This window comes from Comamonas sp. GW821-FHT11H03, assembly GCF_058807955.1.
On sequence record NZ_JBXARF010000005.1, the window covers coordinates 322,830 to 341,145 of the forward strand.

Annotated in this window: 14 protein-coding genes and 3 riboswitches; of the genes, 2 read left to right on the forward strand and 12 right to left on the reverse strand. The window is 64.5% G+C overall.

Translation table 11 applies throughout. The features are described 5' to 3' along the window. Positions 1 to 3: 3 nt before the first annotated feature. The 11 genes from AC1RTQ_RS13910 to AC1RTQ_RS13960 all read right to left on the reverse strand — a co-directional run bounded on the left by AC1RTQ_RS13910 (position 4) and on the right by AC1RTQ_RS13960 (position 15,688). Positions 4 to 633 (reverse strand): precorrin-8X methylmutase, encoded by a 630-nt coding sequence (locus AC1RTQ_RS13910; protein WP_492876532.1) that lies wholly within the window; start codon positions 631 to 633, stop codon positions 4 to 6. Then, positions 617 to 1,957, reverse strand: coding sequence for a ferredoxin-like domain-containing protein (locus tag AC1RTQ_RS13915; protein ID WP_492876534.1), 1,341 nt, complete (start codon positions 1,955 to 1,957; stop codon positions 617 to 619). The genes AC1RTQ_RS13910 and AC1RTQ_RS13915 overlap by 17 nt, the downstream gene beginning before the upstream one ends. 129 nt (positions 1,958 to 2,086) lie before the next feature. Further along, positions 2,087 to 2,325: riboswitch (cobalamin riboswitch) on the reverse strand. A gap of 154 nt (positions 2,326 to 2,479) precedes the next feature. Beyond that, a complete protein-coding gene (locus AC1RTQ_RS13920; RefSeq protein ID WP_492876536.1) occupies positions 2,480 to 3,088 on the reverse strand; it encodes a vWA domain-containing protein in 609 nt (202 codons plus the stop codon). 77 nt (positions 3,089 to 3,165) lie between these two features. After that, positions 3,166 to 4,380, reverse strand: coding sequence for a magnesium chelatase ATPase subunit I (locus AC1RTQ_RS13925; protein ID WP_492876538.1), 1,215 nt, complete (start codon positions 4,378 to 4,380; stop codon positions 3,166 to 3,168). Beyond that, positions 4,377 to 8,213 (reverse strand): cobaltochelatase subunit CobN, encoded by a 3,837-nt coding sequence (gene cobN, locus AC1RTQ_RS13930; protein ID WP_492876540.1) that lies wholly within the window; start codon positions 8,211 to 8,213, stop codon positions 4,377 to 4,379. Before cobN ends, AC1RTQ_RS13925 begins: the two co-directional genes overlap by 4 nt. 63 nt (positions 8,214 to 8,276) lie before the next feature. Continuing rightward, entirely contained in the window at positions 8,277 to 9,332 is a 1,056-nt protein-coding gene (gene cobW, locus AC1RTQ_RS13935; RefSeq protein ID WP_304350333.1) for a cobalamin biosynthesis protein CobW, read from the reverse strand. Between the two features lie 33 nt (positions 9,333 to 9,365). Beyond that, entirely contained in the window at positions 9,366 to 10,178 is an 813-nt protein-coding gene (locus AC1RTQ_RS13940) for a (2Fe-2S) ferredoxin domain-containing protein (RefSeq protein ID WP_492876542.1), read from the reverse strand. After that, a complete protein-coding gene (locus AC1RTQ_RS13945; protein ID WP_492876544.1) occupies positions 10,175 to 11,224 on the reverse strand; it encodes an ABC transporter substrate-binding protein in 1,050 nt (349 codons plus the stop codon). The genes AC1RTQ_RS13940 and AC1RTQ_RS13945 overlap by 4 nt, the downstream gene beginning before the upstream one ends. A 20-nt stretch (positions 11,225 to 11,244) precedes the next feature. Continuing rightward, positions 11,245 to 13,269: a TonB-dependent receptor gene (locus AC1RTQ_RS13950; RefSeq protein WP_492876546.1), complete on the reverse strand. Its 2,025-nt coding sequence runs from the start codon at positions 13,267 to 13,269 to the stop codon at positions 11,245 to 11,247. A 252-nt stretch (positions 13,270 to 13,521) separates the two neighbouring features. Next, positions 13,522 to 13,780: riboswitch (cobalamin riboswitch) on the reverse strand. Positions 13,781 to 13,829: 49 nt separating this feature from the next. Then, entirely contained in the window at positions 13,830 to 14,660 is an 831-nt protein-coding gene (locus tag AC1RTQ_RS13955) for an ABC transporter ATP-binding protein (protein WP_492876548.1), read from the reverse strand. Continuing rightward, positions 14,624 to 15,688: a FecCD family ABC transporter permease gene (locus tag AC1RTQ_RS13960; protein WP_492876674.1), complete on the reverse strand. Its 1,065-nt coding sequence runs from the start codon at positions 15,686 to 15,688 to the stop codon at positions 14,624 to 14,626. The genes AC1RTQ_RS13955 and AC1RTQ_RS13960 overlap by 37 nt, the downstream gene beginning before the upstream one ends. Before the next feature lie 270 nt (positions 15,689 to 15,958). After that, positions 15,959 to 16,202, reverse strand: a riboswitch (cobalamin riboswitch). 326 nt (positions 16,203 to 16,528) lie between these two features. Between AC1RTQ_RS13960 and AC1RTQ_RS13965 the strand changes: the two genes are divergently transcribed. After that, positions 16,529 to 17,023 (forward strand): DUF2721 domain-containing protein, encoded by a 495-nt coding sequence (locus tag AC1RTQ_RS13965; protein ID WP_302091163.1) that lies wholly within the window; start codon positions 16,529 to 16,531, stop codon positions 17,021 to 17,023. Positions 17,024 to 17,037: 14 nt separating this feature from the next. Continuing rightward, positions 17,038 to 17,367 carry a hypothetical protein gene (locus AC1RTQ_RS13970; RefSeq protein ID WP_492876550.1) on the forward strand — a complete coding sequence of 110 codons (330 nt, stop codon included), beginning with the start codon at positions 17,038 to 17,040 and terminating at the stop codon, positions 17,365 to 17,367. Position 17,368: 1 nt separating this feature from the next. Here AC1RTQ_RS13970 and AC1RTQ_RS13975 read toward each other — a convergent pair whose 3' ends face one another. Next, positions 17,369 to 18,289 (reverse strand): HTH-type transcriptional regulator ArgP, encoded by a 921-nt coding sequence (locus AC1RTQ_RS13975; RefSeq protein WP_409816497.1) that lies wholly within the window; start codon positions 18,287 to 18,289, stop codon positions 17,369 to 17,371. Positions 18,290 to 18,316: the final 27 nt, after the last annotated feature.

The window sequence follows — 18,316 nt, forward strand, 5'->3', positions numbered from 1 at the left end:
TTCCTACTCCACCGTGGTTGCCAGCGCGTTGATGGCGGCAACCGTGATGGCGGAGCCGCCGAGACGACCTTGCACGACGGCAAACGGAATCTGTCCCCATTCGCGCAGCGCGTCCTTGGACTCCGCTGCTCCCACAAAGCCGACTGGGCAGCCGACGATGGCGGCCGGGCGCGGACAGCCGGGGTCCTGCAGCATATGGAGCAGATGAAACAGGGCCGTTGGCGCATTGCCGATGGCGACCACGGCGCCGTCCAGATGCTCGCGCCATAGCTCCAGTGCTGCGGCGCTGCGGGTGTTGCCCATATCGGCGGCCAGCGCCGGCACACGGGGGTCCTGCAGGGTGCAGATGATGGGGTTCTGAGCCGACAGGCGCTTGCGCGTGATGCCCTCGCTGACCATGCGTGCATCGCAGAGCACGGATGCTCCGCGATGCAGCGCGGCTTCCGCTGCTTCGGCAAAGGTCGGGGAAAAATGGATATGTGAGGCCAGCTCCACCATGCCGGCTGCGTGAATCATGCGGCAGGCGACCCGCTCTTCCACGGGGTTGAAGCGCTTGAGATCGGCCTCACGGCGGATGATGCTGAACGATTGCCGGTAAATCTCTTCACCGCACTTTTCATAGTTGTAGGTCATTGAGTTGTTGCTGTATCTCGTGAGGATCGGAGTTCAGAGGCCGATAGGGAATGGATGCCCGGACCGACGGTTGCGCCTCGGCGGGGCTGGCGTGCAACCATATCTGGCCCGCTGTGTCCTGGCTGGCAAACACCACATTTGTTGCATCGGCAGGCAGGGCACAGAGCTTGGCGCAGCCGCTGATGTGAAGATGCCGGTCCGCCGCCTGTGAGCTGGCGAATTGCAAGGCCATGGGCTGGGCCGGGATATGGGCCTGAGGGCAGTTGGGAGCGCCGGTGCAGGCCGAGACCCGCAGGCGCACATCCGTAGGCTGGCTGATCCAGTCCTTGGCATCCAGCCGGGCAGGCAGTGAATCCAGGTGCTTTTTCGGCAGAAGCAAAGATTTCCAGGGCGTGACCCGGATCTCCGCCTGTTCGGGTATGAGAGCCGCCAGCTTCTGTATGGCCCATGCGTCCAGTCGCCCCAGCGGGGCGCCCAGCAGCAGGCCGTGAGGGTTGAGTGCCCCGGGCCGCAACGGCCTGGAAGCACTATTGTTCGGAGAGCGGGGCTCAAGGTGATGACTGGCCCTGGCGAGCCCGCAGGCCTGAAGGTCGATCGGCGTTGCAAGGGCGCGCAATCTGCCTGCCGCCTGCGCGCTGCGCTCACGGGCAAACCACAGGGCAATCCGTATGGCGGCCTGGACGGCCGCCGGTGCGTTCTCAAAACCGTACCAGTCTGCTGACTGGCCCAGCGCAAGCCCATAGCGGCCATCGGCGCAGGCCCAAAGCTGAAGGTCGGAGCTCAGGCTTTGGAGATGGCACTGAGGATCGTCGACCAGCATGTCGAATTTTCCGGGCAGGGCCGGCATGTCCTGCTGCTGCAGGGCCAGGGGACTCAGATCACGCGCCGCTGCCAGGGAAAGCGCCAGAGCCAGCGCATGGGTGCGATCTCCTCTGGCGTAGAAAGGCGTGCAATGCACGGCAGGCGCCAGATCTGTCTGTTCATCGGCAGGGGCCAGTCTGGAGGCAACGAGCGCTGCGCGCAGGGCAGGCAGGGCCGATTCGCGCACGCCGCGCAATTGCAGATTGCCAAGGCGGGTCAGCTCGATCTGGCCCGAGGCATGGGCGCGTGAGAGTTCGGCCAGTACCAGCCACTGAGCGGCGCTGAGAGACGCGCAGCGAGGGCGCACGCGAACGATCCAGCCGTCCTGTGCCTGCATGGGCTTCCAGGTGCTGGGGCACCAGCCGCGAATCTGGATGGGCTCAAGGCTGGACAAGCGCTGCTCCAGGCGACGAGGCCAGGGCACGGCCGGCCGGCTGAGACAAATCTGACTGGCAAATTCCATGCAACATAGGTCATCCACGGTCGGTTTGGCCGATACCCGGGCCAGACAAGCGAAATGTGCAGAGGGAAGTGAAGAGGTGATGAGCCGCACGCAGGCGCCGGCATATCACAAGCCACATGCAATCCCGCTGCGCCTTGTACACATCAGGCCGGTCTCCGGACTTACAGAGCCCACCTGAGGGTGGCATGTCGATGCGCCTTCCCGCTTTCGCAGTGGCGGCCATGGCCGTGGGCCAGAGCATGCATCGCCATATCTCTGATTACCGTTGCGGGTGCAGTGCAGGATTGATGGGGATTCCATCCACCTGCTTCTCGTTTCACCTCCGCGCGCAGAGCACGCCATGAGGCACCTGTGGTGGCGCGATCTTACGCGATAACCTGGTGCACTCGGCTCAATTCATCGGCCTGGCAGCCGCATTCCTACCGCCTGTGCCGCGACCGGATATCGATTAGGTGGACCTGCGAGCCGGCGTGATGCCCTGTCAGGCGACTATCAAAATAGATAGCTACTAACGCTTTCCTGTTAAGTGATGGAGGTCTTCTGTTGGGTAAATTTCAGCGGCAGTCGCAGAGTATCCGGCCAAGCCTTTGCCAGCCGCTCAGCACCACCAAACAGACGCTTGTTCTGGCCCGCAGCGGTTTCACAGTCCACCAGAATCTGTGCCACCGTAGGAGTGGGGCCGCGCTCCAGCTGCAGCACATCGGGGCTGCGGAAGTCGCTGAGCAGCCACAGGCAGGATGGTTGCCGAGAGTATCTGGCTGCCATCTGCCAGCCTGACTCCATGGCCAGGGCCAGCGGCGTGCTGCCACCACCGCGCAGCGGCTCGATCAGATCGGCATTCCAGCGTGGTGCCCGCGTGGGCTCCAGCAGCCAGTGCAGCCGGCCTGCGCCGAAGCACAGCAGGGCCACGGATTCGCGCTGCAGATAGGCCTGGCGCAGCCACTGAAGCAACAGGCCCTTGGCCTGGGCGAACGCGCCGCTCTCCACCATCGAGGCCGAGCAGTCCAGAAGGAACAGGTGTTGCCTGCGCACAGCTCCCTCGGGCCGGCGCCAGCGCAGATGTGCGGGGGCCAGCGGCAGCCCCTGGCGCTGGCGAAGGGTGGCGGCCCAGTCAATGCTCGCCCCTGGCATCCTGTGGATGCTGGGTCCAGCATGGCTGGCCAGGGCGAGGCCATGGTTTTCGGAGCCGACTTGCCCCCGGCCAGCGCTCAGCGCAGCGGACCGGAGGCTCGGGCTTTTTTTGCGGCCAGGGCCTCCAGGGCTGCCTGTGCCATGGCGTCGGCCTGTTGAGCCTCAAATGCGACGCTGTTCACGGCTTGAGCCTGACCCCAGCCGGCAGGCGGCTGTTCGAGGCCCGTGGCAGCATCTTGAGGCAAAGAGCTCGTGGCATCGGGCCCGCGGGTGGCCGGTGATTGAGAGGCTGGCGCCTGGGTATCAGGCTCTGTGCGGCCTGCGCTGCCCGTGCCCGACGGTGTGGCAGGCGTTGCTGGCGGCTGGGCGGAAGGCGTGGCTGGGGGGGGGCGTCGCAGCTGGCTGGCGCTGTCCGGGTGTGACTGGCTGGTGCGATGCTGCAGCACCAGTGGCGCGACTTCGGCCACATGGGCTGGCGTGATGCTGTGACTGCCTTGCCAGGCCGCCAGGGCGCGTGCAGCACGCAGCATGACCAGGTCGGCGCGCAGCCCGTCGACCTGGGCGGCAATGCACTGCAGGGCCACGGCCTCGTGGACGGCATCGCTCCATGCCAGCTCCGAGGGATTGCGGCAACGGCTGCGGGCCTGCGCCAGCCGTTGATGAATCTCCTGCTGTCGGGCCGCATGGGACTGCACAAAGCCCTGGGGGTCCAGGTCAAAGCGCAGTCTGGCCTTGACGATGCTGCTGCGCAGCTGCGGATCCTGGGCATTGTCCAATTGCACACACAGGCCCAGGCGGTCCAGCAACTGCGGGCGCAGCATGCCTTCCTCGGGGTTCATGGTGCCGACCAGCACAAAGCGTGCGGCATGGCTGTGCGATATACCGTCGCGCTCTATGCGATTGATGCCGGACGCAGCCACATCAAGCAGCACATCGACGATGGCATCGGGCAGCAGATTGATCTCATCGACATAGAGAACCCCTTCGTGTGCCTTGGCGATCAGGCCTGGCGCGAAAGCCACTTCATGGCCCGCCAGAGCTTTGGACAGGTCCAGGCTTCCGGTCACATGCTCGATGGCTGCGCCCAGCGGCAGGGTGACGAAGGGCGCAGGCGCCAGCAGGTCCGCAAGCGAGCGTGCGGCCGTGGACTTGGCGGTGCCGCGCGGCCCCCGGATCAGCACGCCGCCCAGTTGCGGCTCGATCGCGGCCAGCAGCAGGGCCTGTATGAGAGCGGGCTGTCCCTGTATGGCCGAGAGCGGAAATACCGGGGGCGCGTCGTGCTTGGGGCTCATTGGGAAACCTGTCCTTCCATGAATTCTTCGTGCTCCAGCATCTGGGCTAGCAGGCTCTGGTGATGTTCGCCAGGCTGCTCCCACATGCTGCGGTCTATGGCTTCCAGCAGGCGCGAGACGATATCGCCTAGCGCTTGTGGATTGTGCTGGCGCAGAAACTGGCGCACGTTCTCGTCTTCGACATAGGCCTGGGTGACCATGGCGTAATGCTGGTCCGAGACCAGCGCGGTGGTGGCATCGAAGCCGAACAGATAGTCCACCGTGGCTGCCATCTCGAATGCGCCCTTGTAGCCGTGGCGCATGGCACCCGCAATCCACTTGGGGTTGGTGACGCGGGCGCGCACCACGCGGCCGATCTCCTCGGCCAGGGAGCGAATCTTGGCAGACTGAGGATTGCCATGGTCGCCATGATAGACGGCAGGCTCACCGCCGCCCAGATGGCGTACGGCCGCCACCATGCCGCCCTGATGCTGGTAGTACTCGCTGGAGTCCAGCAGGTCATGCTCGCGGCTGTCCTGGTTCTGCAGCACCACATCGAGTGCCTGCAGACGCCGCTCCAGCGCGGCGCGGGCCGGCACACCATCGGCCTGCTGGCCGTAGGCATAGGCACCCCAGTGCAGGTAGTGGCGTGCAAAGTCGCCCGCATCGGTCCACTGGCCGGTACGCAGCATCTCATGCATGCTGGCTCCATAGCTGCCGGTGGGCGCACCGAAGACACGCCACAGGGCTTGTTCGTGGGCCGCATCGGCAGCCAGGCCCTGGTCCAGACCTGTCAGCAGATCGCTCTGCACGCGCGCGCGGATGGGATTGTCCTCGGCGTCCTCATCCAGTTCGGCCACGGCGCGCACCGCGGCATCGAACATCTGCACGACATTGGGGAAGGCATCGCGGAAGAAGCCGCTGATGCGCAGCGTCACGTCGACGCGCGGGCGACGCAGCCCCACGGCGGGAATGACTTCAAAGTCTGTCACGCGCTGGCTGCCGGCCGCCCATTTCGGGCGAACCCCTATCAGGGCAAAGGCCTGGGCGATATCGTCGCCGCCGGTACGCATGGTGGCCGTTCCCCAGACGGAAAGACCGATGGCCTGCGGATATTCGCCATGCTCCTGCAGATAGCGCTCCAGAAGGCGCTGTGCGGACTGCTGCCCCAGCGCCCAGGCGGTCTGGGTGGGGATGGCGCGGGTGTCCACGGTATAGAAGTTGCGCCCCGTAGGCAGGGTGTCGCAGCGCCCGCGCGAGGGCGAGCCGCTGGGCCCGGGTGGCACGAAGCATCCTTGCAGCGCGCGCGAGAACTGCAGCAGCTCCTGGGGGCCGCAGGCATCCAGTGACGGTGCAATCTGCTGCTCTATGCGCGTCAGCTCTTGTAGTGTGTGCGGCCAGTCGCGGGCCAGCTCGGGCCGGGCAATGACCTGCAGGGCCAGCAGCTCGAGCCGCTCGCGCGTGTCGCCGCCATGGCGCCAGGTGTCGGCATCCTGCTGCTGCAGCGCGGCCGGGCGTGGGCCATTCCAGGGGGCGGCGGCATCCATATCCAGCGGGTTCCAGTCCATCTCCGGCAGCAGGTCGGCGGTCAGCGCGTTGAGCAGGCCCTGCTCGTCACCGCCACTGCCCGGATAGCGCGCCAGCGAGAGCAGGGTGGATTCGCGCAGCTGGCCCTGTGGCGAGCGGCCGAAGATATGCAGACCGTCGCGAATCTGGGTTTCCTTGAGTTCGCACAGATAGGCATCGATGCGTTCCAGCAACTGCTCGTCGGCATCGGGTTGCGCGCCCGCAGCTTCAAGGCCTAGCTCGCGCAGCAGATCCTGCTGTCTGGCGCAGTCCAGAATCTGTTTGCGCAGCAGGCTGGAGCGGCGCAGGTCGACCAGCAGGGCTTCGTAGTATTCGTCCACCAGGCGTTCCAGTTCCTGCATGGGGCCGTGGTTTTCGGCGCGCGTGAGCGGCGGCATTAGATGGTCGATGATGACGGCTTGGCTGCGGCGCTTGGCCTGCGCCCCTTCGCCGGGGTCGTTGACGATGAAGGGATAGACATGCGGCAGCGGTCCGAGAATGGCATCGGGCCAGCATTGCTGCGACAGCGCGAGGCTCTTGCCCGGCAGCCATTCCAGATTGCCATGCTTGCCCACATGGACCATGGCGTCCACGCCGAACACATCGCGCAGCCAGAAGTAGAACGCCAGATAGTGATGGGGCGGCACCAGCTCGGCGTCGTGATAGCTCGCGTAGTCATTGCGCCCGTCGAGAGCGCGCGCGGGCTGTATGCCCACGAAGACATGGCCCAGCTGCAGGCCGGCAATCATGAACCAGCCATCGCGCAGCATGGGGTCTTGCTCGGGCGGACCCCAGCGCTCGGCTATGGTCTGGGCCATATCGCCGGGCAGCTGTGCCAAGCGCTGGTGATAGGCCTGAAGCGAATAGCCCTGGCTTGCAGGGCGCAGCGGCCATTTTTTGGGGTCATTGGCAATGCCTTGCTGCAGCCGTTCCATCAGTGCCAGGCCGCAGTCGGGCCGCGCGGCAGCATCCCCCAGCTGCCAGCCGTCACGTGCCAACTGATCCAGCAGGGCGATGACGGATTCCGGCGTATCTAGGCCCACGCCGCTGCCCATGCGTGCCTCGCTGCCCGGGTAGTTGGCCAGTATCAGCGCGGCTTTCTTCTGAGCCGCAGGCTTGCTGCGCAGCCGGCACCAGCGCCAGGCCAGCTCGGCAATCCAGGCGACGCGGTCGGGCTCGGCCTGGTAGCTGATCACATCGGTCTGCGTCAGCTCGCAGCGATGGGCCAGGCCCTTGAAGCTCATGGCGCGCGTCATGATGCGGCCGTCCATCTCGGGCAGTACCACCTGCATGGCAATGTCGCGTGGGCGCAGGCCCTGGCTGTCGGCCAGCCAGTCTTCGCGGTTGCTGCCGCTGGCAATCACCTGCAACACCGGGATGTCGCCCGCCAGCGCATCTGCCGCCTCGCCGGTGCGCGCATGTTCTCCGAGGGCCGCAAACGCCGTGGTGTTGAGAATGATCTGCACCTGGTGGGTGATGCACAGGGAGCGCAGCGTCTGCAGGCACAGCCCGTCCTTGAGCGACTCCAGGGCCAGCGGCAGCGGGTTCAGGCCGCGCGCGAGCAGGGCCTCGGCCATGGCATCGAAGGCCTCGGTATTGGCCGCCAGCAGGTGCGAGCGGTAGAACACCAGCATGGCTACCGGTGCTCCGGGGGTCCAGCGTGCCTGCAGGTCGTCGAAGCCCGCAAGATGCCCAGCATCGTCAGCCAGCCAGCTTTGAGGCACATGCACGGCCACGGGAGGGAGCACCCGCACGGGCGCTCCCTCGCGGCCCTGGTTCAGGCCCCAGGCAGCAGCCATGCGCAGGAACTCGCGGGCATTGCTCAGGCCGCCGGCGCGCAGATATTGCCACAGCGCTCGGCTTTGCTCGGGTGCCAGCGTTCCCTTAGCCAGCAGCTCCAGGTCTTCCTGGTTGTCGCCCGAGAACATGACCAGTTTCTGGCCCTTGCGGCGCGCCAGCTTTTGCAGCTGCTCGATGCCATAAGGCCAGGTGGATTCAGCCCCCAGATGGTCGACGATGACCAGCCTGGCATGCTGCAGCACCTCGTCGATATACAGATCGAGCGAGGCGCTCTGGCGCAGATGCAGCAGGTTGGCCAGCCGCAGCGTGGGCACGGACCCAGTGGTCTGGGGCTCGGCCTGCAGCCACATCCGGTAGGCATCGGCCAGCAGCGACAGCGTGGTGTCGGCAGAGCTGAGCACCACCATGTCGGCAGGCGTCTGGTCCAGACGGGTGATGATGCTGTCGTCTTCGACAAAGCCGCCAGGGCGGGTGCTGAGCAGGTGCATGATTAAAAAAGATAGCTTTATCCGCTTTCCAGTAAAGCGATTGGGGCTGATTTTGCTTGTTCTTTATGCCTGTGCGCCCAGCAAGGCCTGACGCAGCACGGTGGCGTCCAGTTGCTTGCCGATGAACACCAGGCGCGTGGCCGCAGCTTCGCCGTCGGCCCAGGCACGGTCGAAATAGGCATCAAAACGGCGGCCCACGCCCTGCACCAGCAGACGCATCTTCTTGCCCGGCAGAGCGGCAAAGCCCTTGACGCGCAGCACGCCATGTTGCTCCACGATGGACTGCAAGGCCTGCATCAGGCGCTCGCGGTCCACGGCACCCAGGTCGAGGTGCAGGGAGTCGAAGGCATCGTGGTCATGGTCTTCGTCATGGTCGTGGTGGCTGTGCTTGTCGTCGATCGACTGCTCCGCGGCGCGATGCTGGCCCAGCAGCACGTTCAGGGGCACCTGGCCCTGCACGGCTTCGATCATCTTCACACTGGCAGGTATTTCTTCTGCCACCAGGGCACGCACCTGGCCGAGTTGTTCGGCCGTGACCAGATCGGCCTTGGACAGCACCACCAGATCGGCGGCCGAGAGCTGATCCTCGAACAGCTCATGCAGGCTGGCGTCGTGGTCCAGATTGGGGTCGGCCTGACGCTGTTCATCGACGGCATGCGGGTCGTGGGCGAACTGGCCGGCGGCCGCAGCGGGCGTGTCGACCACGGTGACCACGGAATCGACGGTGAAGACATTGGCAATATCGGGCCACTGGAAGGCCTGGACCAGGGGCTTGGGCAAGGCCAGGCCACTGGTTTCGATCAGCAGCACATCGATGTCGGCGCGGCGCTCGGCCAGGGCCTTCATGACGGGGAAGAACTCTTCCTGCACGGTGCAGCACATGCAGCCGTTGGCCAGCTCGTAGATCTGACCCGACTGCGCATCCGCGCCGCCTTCTTCCTTGCAACCTATGGCACAGGTCTTGAGGATTTCGCCGTCAATGCCCAGTTCGCCGAACTCGTTGACGATGACCGCCACTCGCAGACCCTTGGCCTGCTCGAGGATATGGCGCATCAGCGTGGTCTTGCCGCTGCCTAGAAAGCCGGTGACGATGGTGGCGGGGATCTTGGTGGTTTGCATGGATCTATCTCCGGTAGAGGAAAGCAAGAGAAATCAGGGACGCTTCAAGGTGACTGGTCCGTGGACACGGCGCTCCGCGTTGACGCGGTCATGCAGTACATGGTCCTTGAGGGTGGTCACTATGCTGTCGGCATCCATGGGACCGTACCAGACGCCGTCGGGGTAGACGATCATCAGCGGGCCATGATTGCAGGGGTACTGGCAGCCTGTTTGCAGCGGCTGCAGCTGGTTTTTCAGTCCCGGGGTTTCGCGTATCGTGCGCGTCAGCGTGGGCCATAGCTGCAGCGCTCCCTTGGCAGCGCAGCGAGGGCCCACGCACCACAGCACATGATGCCGGTGCTCGGGTACCAGCGACCAGCCCTTGGGGTCGTGCTCCCATGGATCGTCGCCCAGCACCTCGGGCTGGCGCAGTGCATCTTCCACGGACCGGGCCAGCAGCTCGGTCAGTCCGGGCAGCTGCAGCAGCGGCTGACCAAAAACCAGGCGCGGTGAGGGTCGTGAGGAATCGCGTGCTGCACGCCAGCGCATGATGAGCTTGTGCAGCCAGCGGCGCAGCGATGCCTCGTCGGGCACCATCACGGGCAGGATCAAAATGGTCCGGGCGCCGGCACACAGGTCCAGCGCCTCGTTCAGCGTGGGCTGGGCGCGGTCTACATAGGCGGTGCTCACCTGCTGCACGGGCCTGCCCGCAGCAGTCATGGCCGTCTCCAGTCGCGAGGCCATGTCCCCGATCTCCGTCAGGCCTGCGGTATAGGCGCCGCCTCGGCTGAGCAAGATGATGGCCAGCGAAGGCGCTGCAGCTTGTTCGAGGTCGGCAGGTTGGGAGGTGGGGAGATGCTTGTTCACGGCAGCTCTCCTGTCGAAAACTCCACGCGCTGAACGCGGATCTTGCGCTCGGGATGCAAGGCGGCGGCCAGGCGCTGCGCGGCTTCGATATTGCGCGGGCCGGGCGTGGCTTCGGCATAGCTCATCACGAAGAACCGGCGATTGCGAATGGCAGAAACCGCTTCCAGCTCCTTTTTTTGTAGCAAAAATTCGATCTTGCCCTGGGCGTCGGGCTGGCCGTAGTCAATGATCACGATCCACTCGGGGTCGCGCTCGATCACGTCTTCCCAGTTGCCGCGCTGCCAGTTCTGGCCTAGGTCTGCAAAGATATTGCTGGCACCGGCTTCGTCCAGCATGGCTTGCGGCATGCCGAAGTGGCCGACGGTGACGGGAATCTCCTGGCCGCTGTCGTAGACAAAGACGCGCGGCAGTGTGCGATTGCCTTGCATCTGCTGGCGCAGTTGGGCCTGGGAGGCCCGCAGTTTGTCGATGCGTGGCCGGGTCCGCTGGAGGACGCCAAAGATGCGGCTGATGTTCTCCATATCCAGCAATGCATCGTCCAGCGCGATGCGCTCGCGCTTTTGCACACGGACGCAGGATTCGGACAGCACATAGGAGGCGATGCCGTGGCTGGCCAGGCGCTCCGGGGTGACGGCACCTTGGCGAAAGCCATAGCTCCAGCCGCCAAAGACAAAGTCGGCTTCGGCGCCCAGCAATACCTCCAGGTTCATGCCCTGTGACGAAAGATCGGGCAGGCGCTGCAGCCAGGGCTTGAGCTGGGGGCTGATCTCCTTGCTGGAGGGAATGCCCGAGTAGCCGACCAGGCGCCGGCCCAGGCCCAGATAGAGAAAGCTCTCGGTGATGTTGACGTCGTGGGTGACGGCGCGCTGGGGAACCTTGTCGTAGCGCACGGTCTGCCCGCACACCGGCAACTCCAGCGCTGGCTGATGCTGGCGCGTCGGCTCCGCAACTGCCTGCGGCTCGGGTGCTTTGCCGCAACCGGCCAGCAGCAGCGATGCCGCCAGCAGCGCCCAGGCGCAGGGACGATTCAAGCCGATAGCTTGCATGGCAATAGGCCTGGTCAGCATCAGAAGCGCATCAGTGCGGACAGTTCCACGCTGCGTCCGCGTTCCAGCAGCCACTGGTTGCCGCTATAGGCATAGGTGGCATAGAGGCGGTTGGTCAGGTTGCGGCCCACCAGGCGCAGGGTGGTGCGCGGGTTCATATCCCAGCTCAGCACGGCGTCGGTCAGCACATAGGAAGGCATGCGAACGGTGTTGGCGTTGTCACCAAAGCGGTCGCCCACATAGCGCATGCCCAGCGATGCCTGCCAGGGGCCGGTGCGGTAGTGGCCCCAGAGATTGGCGGTCACGCGCGGCACGTTGCTGGGCCGGTTGCCTGCACGGTCCACGCCCTTGTTGCCTTCGAGAAGACGGTCGAACTTTGCATCCACATAGGCAAGATTGCCTTCGAGGCGAAGCGTCTTGCTGGCATGGACGAGAGCGGTCAGCTCCAGCCCCTTGGACGATTGCTTGCCGCCCTGAACCGACAGTGCCGGGCGATCGGGGTCACGGGTGATGATGTCGTCCTTGACAATGCGATAGGCCGCCACGGTCCATTCGCCACGCCCATCGGCCAGTTGCTGCTTGTAGCCGACCTCGATCTGGCGGCCCTGGCTGAGGCTGAAGCCGGTTTGCGACTGCGCAATCGCCAGAAGGCTGGTGACGGGGTCATGGCCGGTACTGGTCTGCACATAGGCGCTGCTGAGCGCATCGAACTTGTGAGTCAGGCCCAGGCGCCAGGAGGTGCCGTTCAGGGGCTTGTCAAAGCCCGATCCGTCCTGAATATTGGTGCGCGAGAAGGCATACCAGTCGCGGCGCATGCCGGCCATCAACAGCCATTGCTCGCTGATCCTCCAGGCATCTTCAAGATACAGCGCATTCTGGCGGAGACTGGAGTTCGTGCGCGGCAGATAGGCAGCGGGGCTGTCCCAATAGCCATGCTGCGGGTTGAAGGCCGAAACCGTGGACTGACCGGTGTAGGGCGAGTTGCTGGTGCTGGTGAACTGGGCGTTGGAGAGGTCCCAGCCCATGGCGATTTGGTGGTTGGCGGCCTTGAGGTCCAGCCCCATGCGATTGCCCGTCTGCTGCACATCGTGGCCGATTTCCAGATAGTCGGATCGCCCCACCTGGCCGGTGGCAGGCTGGTAGTCGTAAGCCTCGATATTCTTCCAGTGGCGATCGGACTTGAAGTGATAGAGCTCGTTGCGCACCGTCAGCGCGTCGCTGGCACGCCACTGGGCCTTGGCACGGAAGCGCTGATCCTTGAACTGGTCGATGGCATCGAGCACGTTGTAGTTCTTGTTGCGCAGCTCCTTGACGATCTGTCCGCCGATCACGGGCGAACCGAAATAGCGCTCGGGCTTTTGCTGGCTGATGTCGGCGCTCAGGTCCACGGTCAGATCGCTGCGTGGAGTCCAGCGCAGTGCGCTCATCAGCTTGCCGCTGCTGGCCTTGCCCAGCTCGCGCTCGCCGTCGGTGCGGTCGCCATAGGCATCGAGCCGGTAACTCAGGGTCTCGCCCAGTGCTCCACTGGCGCCGATGCCGGCATAGGCCTTGCCGTGGCTGCCTGCTCCCAGCAGCACTTCGGTGGAGCGCTCGCGGCTGGGCTGCTTGCGGATGGCATTCATGGTGGCACCTGTGGTGCCGCTGCCATACATCAGCGATGCGGGGCCGCGCAGCACTTCGATGCGCTCATAGCCCCAGCTGTCGCCCGGATAGTTGACGGTGCCCGAGGCCACGCCCAGCATGATGCCGTCCTCGGCAATGCCGATGGAGTTCACGCCATTGAAACCGCGGCTTGAAAAAGACAGTCCGCCATTGCCAGGGGTGCCCGAGGTGCTCAGGCCCACGGTGCGCGTGACTGCGTCGGAGACCCGATAGTCCGCACGCTCGTCGATCTGCAGCGAAGACACGCCGCTGACGCTGGCCGGAAGATCCAGCACGGGTACGTTCACATGGGAGGCCGTGACTGACGGCTGGCTGGTCTGCAACTCATGCGAGGGCAGGCGGTTTTCCCGCACTGTGACTTCGGGCAGGGACTGCTGGGCCATGCCGACGGCGGGGCAGAGCAAGAGCAGCTTGAGTGCAGTGCTGCCTAGATGGTGCAGCGGAGGCTTGGAGTTGAGGACGGAATGAAGAGCAGCAGATGTTTGTGGATGAGAGCACATATCACGAGGCCGAAACTGCCTGAAGGGATAGCTGTGCCGCAGACAGGTCCGCCTTTTTCAGGCAGGACGCAATCCACTTTCTAGCAGCTATCCGCACCCCGCAGACAGTTTTCGTAAAGACCGCCCCAAGGGGCGGAGTTGAGTCATCGGCAGGCCGGTCTCCGGGCTCGCAGGCAATTCATTGCTGAATTCACAACTCGCCTTCCCGGAAGATACAGACCGTCGCGATGCGAGGGGCCGGATCATGTCCAGTGGCTGCGAGCGCTGATGCGCTCGCATGAGTGTGTTGACCTGTTTACCGTTGCGGGGGCAGCCAAGGCTTCCTGAGCTTGCGATCAGACCTTGTTCCCGTTTCACTCGCAGTCAAGCGAGCACCTTCCGAAACGAAGCGCCATCAAGGCGCCGCGAGAGTTTATCAGTCCCTGGGCGAAACGCAGAGGGATTTAGAGCAACTCGTCCGGCATGAACTCGATCAGCGGTTTGCCGCTGCGCTCGGCGATGCGTACCTGGGCACGTACTCCGTAGACTTCGGCAATGGTCTGCGCAGTCAGCACCTGGGCAGGTGTGCCCTGTGCCACCAGTTCTCCTGCCTTGAGCAGGTACAGGCGGTCGCAGTAGTGGGCAGCCAGTGGCAGCTCGTGCAGCGCGGCCAGCGTGGTCAGGCCCAGGCTGCGGACCAGGTTCATCAGCTCGAACTGGTGGCGTACGTCCAGATGGTTGGTGGGCTCGTCCAGCACCAGCAGCCTGGTCTGCTGGGCCAGTGCCCTGGCCATGAGCACGCGCTGCTTCTCGCCCCCTGACAGGGTTGAGAACATGCGCTGTGCCAGCGACTGGGCCCGGACCTGAGCCAGGGACTGGGCGACGATGCGGAAGTCCTGCTCGCTGTCCCGGGCGAAAGAGCTTTGGTGCGGCGTGCGGCCCATGAGCACCACATCGCAGACGCGCAGATCAAACTCGCTGGCGTTCTCCTGGGTCAGTATCGCCATGGCGCGGGCATTGTCCCGGGCGCTGCGCTGCCAGACGTCGTGTCCGTCTATGCAGACCGCGCCGCTGGCAGGCCTGAGCATGCGGTAGATCATGCGCAGCAGCGTGGACTTGCCGCTGCCATTGGGGCCGAGCAAGCCGACCAGTTCGCCATGCCGGATATGCAGGCTGATGTCCTTGACTATGGCCGTGGCCGCCGTCTGCCAATGCAGGCGGCTGGCTTCCAGCAGGCAGGAAGAGCTGGGTGCGGAACTCACGGATTGCCCTTTTCCCGCACGCTCTTGCGGCATAGCATCCAGACAAAGAAGGGGCCGCCCAGCAGCGAGGTGATGACACCCACAGGTACTTCGGCGGGGGCAAAGCTGATGCGCGAGAACACATCGACCCAGATCAGAAAAATGGCGCCTGTGAGCGCGGCCACAGGCAGCACGCGCCGGTGCTCGGAGCCGACCAGCATGCGGGCGACATGGGGCACGATGAGGCCGACAAAGCCGATCGGACCCGTCAGCGCCACCAGCACGCCCGTCACCATCGAGACCAGAACGAATAGCCAGCGTCTGGTGCGAGTGGTGTCCACCCCCAGCGTGGCGGCGGTCTCTTCGCCTGCCAGCAGCGCATTGAGCGAGCGGGCCTGTGCCAGCAGCAGGGCCACGCCCGCCGCCAGCAGGGCGGCCGGCAGGCCCAGCTCCTGCCAGCGGGTTCCGGCCAGGCTGCCCAGGGTCCAGGTCAGCACGGAATTGGCCAGCTCGCGCTGATCGGCCGTCAGCACAATCAGACTGGTGACGCCACCCAGGCAGTAGGCAATGGCCACGCCGCCCAGAATGAGCCGCGATGCCTGCAGTCGTCCATTGGCATGAGCCAGGAAGTACACGGCCGCACAGGCCAGCAGCGCACCGCTGAAAGCTCCCAGCGGCAAGGCCAGCTCGCCGGCAAATGCCAGTGCGCCGAAGGCCAGCACGCTCACGGCCCCGACCGACGCACCGGATGAAATGCCCAGCAGATAGGGGTCGGCCAGCGGATTGCGCACCATGGCCTGCATGGCCACGCCCACCAGCGCAAGGCCTGCGCCGGTCAGGGCAGCCAGCAATACGCGCGGCAGGCGCACGCGCCAGACAATCTGGTATTGGGCGCTGCTCCAATTTCCGGAAGGCCAGTCCAGACCCAGGCGCTGACCCAGCTCATAAGCCGTGATCTGCCAGGCTTGCCCGGGAGCGATCCGGACCGGCCCCAAGGTGATGGCCAGAGTCAGAGAGAGCAGCAGCACTGCCGTCAACATGGCCAGCCATAGCTTCAGCTGATGGCGTTGCTGGACGAACATCTGTGTTAACGGCTGGGTCATGGCTGCAGCCGGGTGGGGCTCCAGGCGGGGCGGGGCAGGGGGCCGGCGGAATCGGCAAAAGATCTGGTGCCAGCAGGCCCAAGGCGCAAGGCGCAAGCCTGTGCAAGGTGTCTCATTGTCATCAGCCAAGGCAGACGGTCTGCATGCTGGTGACGAGATCGGGCGGAGGGCGGGCCTCGCAGCCTGTTGCCGTCACGCTGCTCCCCGCAGACGCTCGTTGCACATGCCGACCGCCGGAGCTGGGCCCGGGCGGTCAACGCTCAACAGGCCGGTATCCGGGCTGGCAGATTGCGCAAGGCATGTCACTTCGCCTTCCCGGCGTTGTCGCGCGCCTCGTCGAAGAGGCCACGTAGAACACCAGTGACGGACTCCTGCAAGCGCAAAAGCCATGAAGTGGTTTGATCTGCTTACCGTTGCGGGGGCAGCCAAGGTTTTGAACCTTGTTCCCGTTTAACCCGATGAAGCACCGGGCACCTGTCGCATGGAGAAAAAGCCTGCGGCACCGCAGTGCCGAGACTTGTTTCAGCGAAAAATTATATAGCAGCGCATCCAGACATCGTTTCGGTGATCTGGGCGATTCCTTTGAGGCGGCGAGGCGCAAAGACGGGGCGGCCGTCGCGTTCGGCGCGTGTCGGTGCTGCAAGGCACGAAGTTCATGCCCTGTGTCGACGCTGTCTGCGATCGATATCCGATGCTCAAACAGGCCGTAGCGGCCTGAAAACTCGGCGGCGGCTGTTTTTTGAGTGGCCGCAGTCAAAACTGAGCTGACATTTGTGCATAAAAATAGAGGCTGAGACAGCCCTTGATTTTGAGGTCACTATGAGCATCTGGTCCATCGACGCACAGACCGTCACCCACAGCATTCAGCTCGCTGTTGCGCCGGTTTTTTTTCTGACTGCCGTGGCCGGCATGATTGGCTCCGTAGCGGGGCGGCTGGCCCGCATCATTGATCGCGCTCGCAAGCTGGAGGAAAGCCTGCGCACCCTGGATGATCACGATCTGATCGCCCGCCATCTCAAGGAGCTGCATTTTCTGCGCGAGCGCGGGCGGCTGGCCAACGTCTCCATCGCGCTGCTGACGCTGTGTGGCATGTGCATAGGGCTGACCATCGTGCTGCTGTTCGTGGGCCAGGCCTACGGCGTCAGCGGCCACGGCTATGCCGTTTTCAGCTTCCTGCTGGGGGTGCTGGCCTTTGTGCTGGCGCTGTGCTGCTTCCTCTGGGAGACCATCATGGCGACACGCATTCTGGACTTTCATATGCTCACCCAGGCCAGGGCGGCCGTGCGCCATATGGAGTCCGAGCATCGCCCCTGATTGCGCTGCGAGACATGTTTGTCCTGCCTCTGCTCCTGGTGCCCATCGTCTTCCTGATGGCACTCGCTCGCCTCTATCAGGTTCCCGCGCAGCTGCGTTCGGGCCGGTTGCAGCTGGTCGGTCGCGGCAGGGCGGGCTTGCGCATGGCCACCTTGCTGGCCTATGCCGGCCTGCTGGCAGGTAGCGGGGCATTGCTTGCGGCCTTGGGATATGCAAGCTTTTTCGCGGTCGACCGGTGGTCGGCCTATCTGCACCTGGCCCCTTATCTGGCGCTTTATCCCTGGCTGTACCTGGCAGCCGCATGGGTGTTCTATTACGGCCTGAAAAAGCCCGCTGCAGACTGAGCTAGTCCTGCATGGGCTCCAGCCAGGCAGCTGCGGCATGAATGATGCAGTCGGTCAGTCGCTGCAGGCTGGTCTGGGCATTGCGGGTGTGGGCCCAGTACATGGGGATGTGGAGATCTCTGCCCGGAAGCAGTTCCATCAGATCGCCACTGTCCAGCTGTGGGGTTATCAGCTGGACCGGGTGCATGCCCCAGCCCATGCCCAGTTCCACCGCACGGGTGTAGCCCTGGTTGGAGGGCAGAAAGTGACGTGCATTGTTGCGCCGTCCGTCCAGCCCCAGGCCGTGCAGCCATTGGTCCTGCAGGCTGTCCTTGCGGCCGTAGTACATCATTGGCGCTTTGGCCAGCATCTGAGCCAGCTCCCGGTCTGACTCGGCTTGGGCCAGGTGACGCTGCACAAACTCCGGGCTGGCCACGGCGATATAGCGCATGCGGCCCAGCGGCCATGTGTTGCAGCCTGCAATTGTCGAACCCGTGGCCGTGACGGCGGCCATGACTTCGCCTTCCTTGATGCGTTTGGCCGTGTGGTCCTGGTCGTCAATGCTGATGTCCAGCAACTCGTTGCCGTCCTGTGTGAAGGCCGCCATGGCATCCATGAACCAGGTCGACAGGGAGTCGGCATTGACTGCCAGCTTCAGCGTGGGCAAGGCGCTCTGTCCTTCGGGGACCAGCTCAGGGTTCTTGCGGCGCAGATCGTTTTCCAGCAGCGCTACCTGCTCCACATGCAGGCACAGGCGTCGGCCAGCGTCCGTGCCGGTGCAAGGCGTGCCGCGTAGCACCAGCACCTGCCCCACGCGTTCCTCGAGCAGCTTGATGCGCTGGGAGATGGCGGAGGGGGTGACATGCAGTTTGCGCGCCGCACGCTCGAAGCTTCCCTCGCGCAATACGGCGGCAAGCGCCTCCAGCCCCGCGTAGTCAAACATTAGAAATTCTTCATTGGGTTGAGTAAA

Coding starts and splice junctions, on each gene's coding strand:
- cobW (WP_304350333.1), bottom strand. CDS start 9,332: ATGCAAACCACCAAGATCCCCGCCACCATCGTCACCGGCTTTCTAGGC.
- AC1RTQ_RS13965 (WP_302091163.1), top strand. CDS start 16,529: ATGAGCATCTGGTCCATCGACGCACAGACCGTCACCCACAGCATTCAG.
- AC1RTQ_RS13925 (WP_492876538.1), bottom strand. CDS start 4,380: ATGAGCCCCAAGCACGACGCGCCCCCGGTATTTCCGCTCTCGGCCATA.
- AC1RTQ_RS13960 (WP_492876674.1), bottom strand. CDS start 15,688: ATGTTCGTCCAGCAACGCCATCAGCTGAAGCTATGGCTGGCCATGTTG.
- AC1RTQ_RS13920 (WP_492876536.1), bottom strand. CDS start 3,088: ATGCCAGGGGCGAGCATTGACTGGGCCGCCACCCTTCGCCAGCGCCAG.
- AC1RTQ_RS13970 (WP_492876550.1), top strand. CDS start 17,038: ATGTTTGTCCTGCCTCTGCTCCTGGTGCCCATCGTCTTCCTGATGGCA.
- AC1RTQ_RS13950 (WP_492876546.1), bottom strand. CDS start 13,269: ATGGCCCAGCAGTCCCTGCCCGAAGTCACAGTGCGGGAAAACCGCCTG.
- AC1RTQ_RS13955 (WP_492876548.1), bottom strand. CDS start 14,660: ATGCCGCAAGAGCGTGCGGGAAAAGGGCAATCCGTGAGTTCCGCACCC.
- AC1RTQ_RS13975 (WP_409816497.1), bottom strand. CDS start 18,289: ATGTTTGACTACGCGGGGCTGGAGGCGCTTGCCGCCGTATTGCGCGAG.
- AC1RTQ_RS13915 (WP_492876534.1), bottom strand. CDS start 1,957: ATGGAATTTGCCAGTCAGATTTGTCTCAGCCGGCCGGCCGTGCCCTGG.
- AC1RTQ_RS13910 (WP_492876532.1), bottom strand. CDS start 633: ATGACCTACAACTATGAAAAGTGCGGTGAAGAGATTTACCGGCAATCG.
- AC1RTQ_RS13945 (WP_492876544.1), bottom strand. CDS start 11,224: ATGCAAGCTATCGGCTTGAATCGTCCCTGCGCCTGGGCGCTGCTGGCG.
- cobN (WP_492876540.1), bottom strand. CDS start 8,213: ATGCACCTGCTCAGCACCCGCCCTGGCGGCTTTGTCGAAGACGACAGC.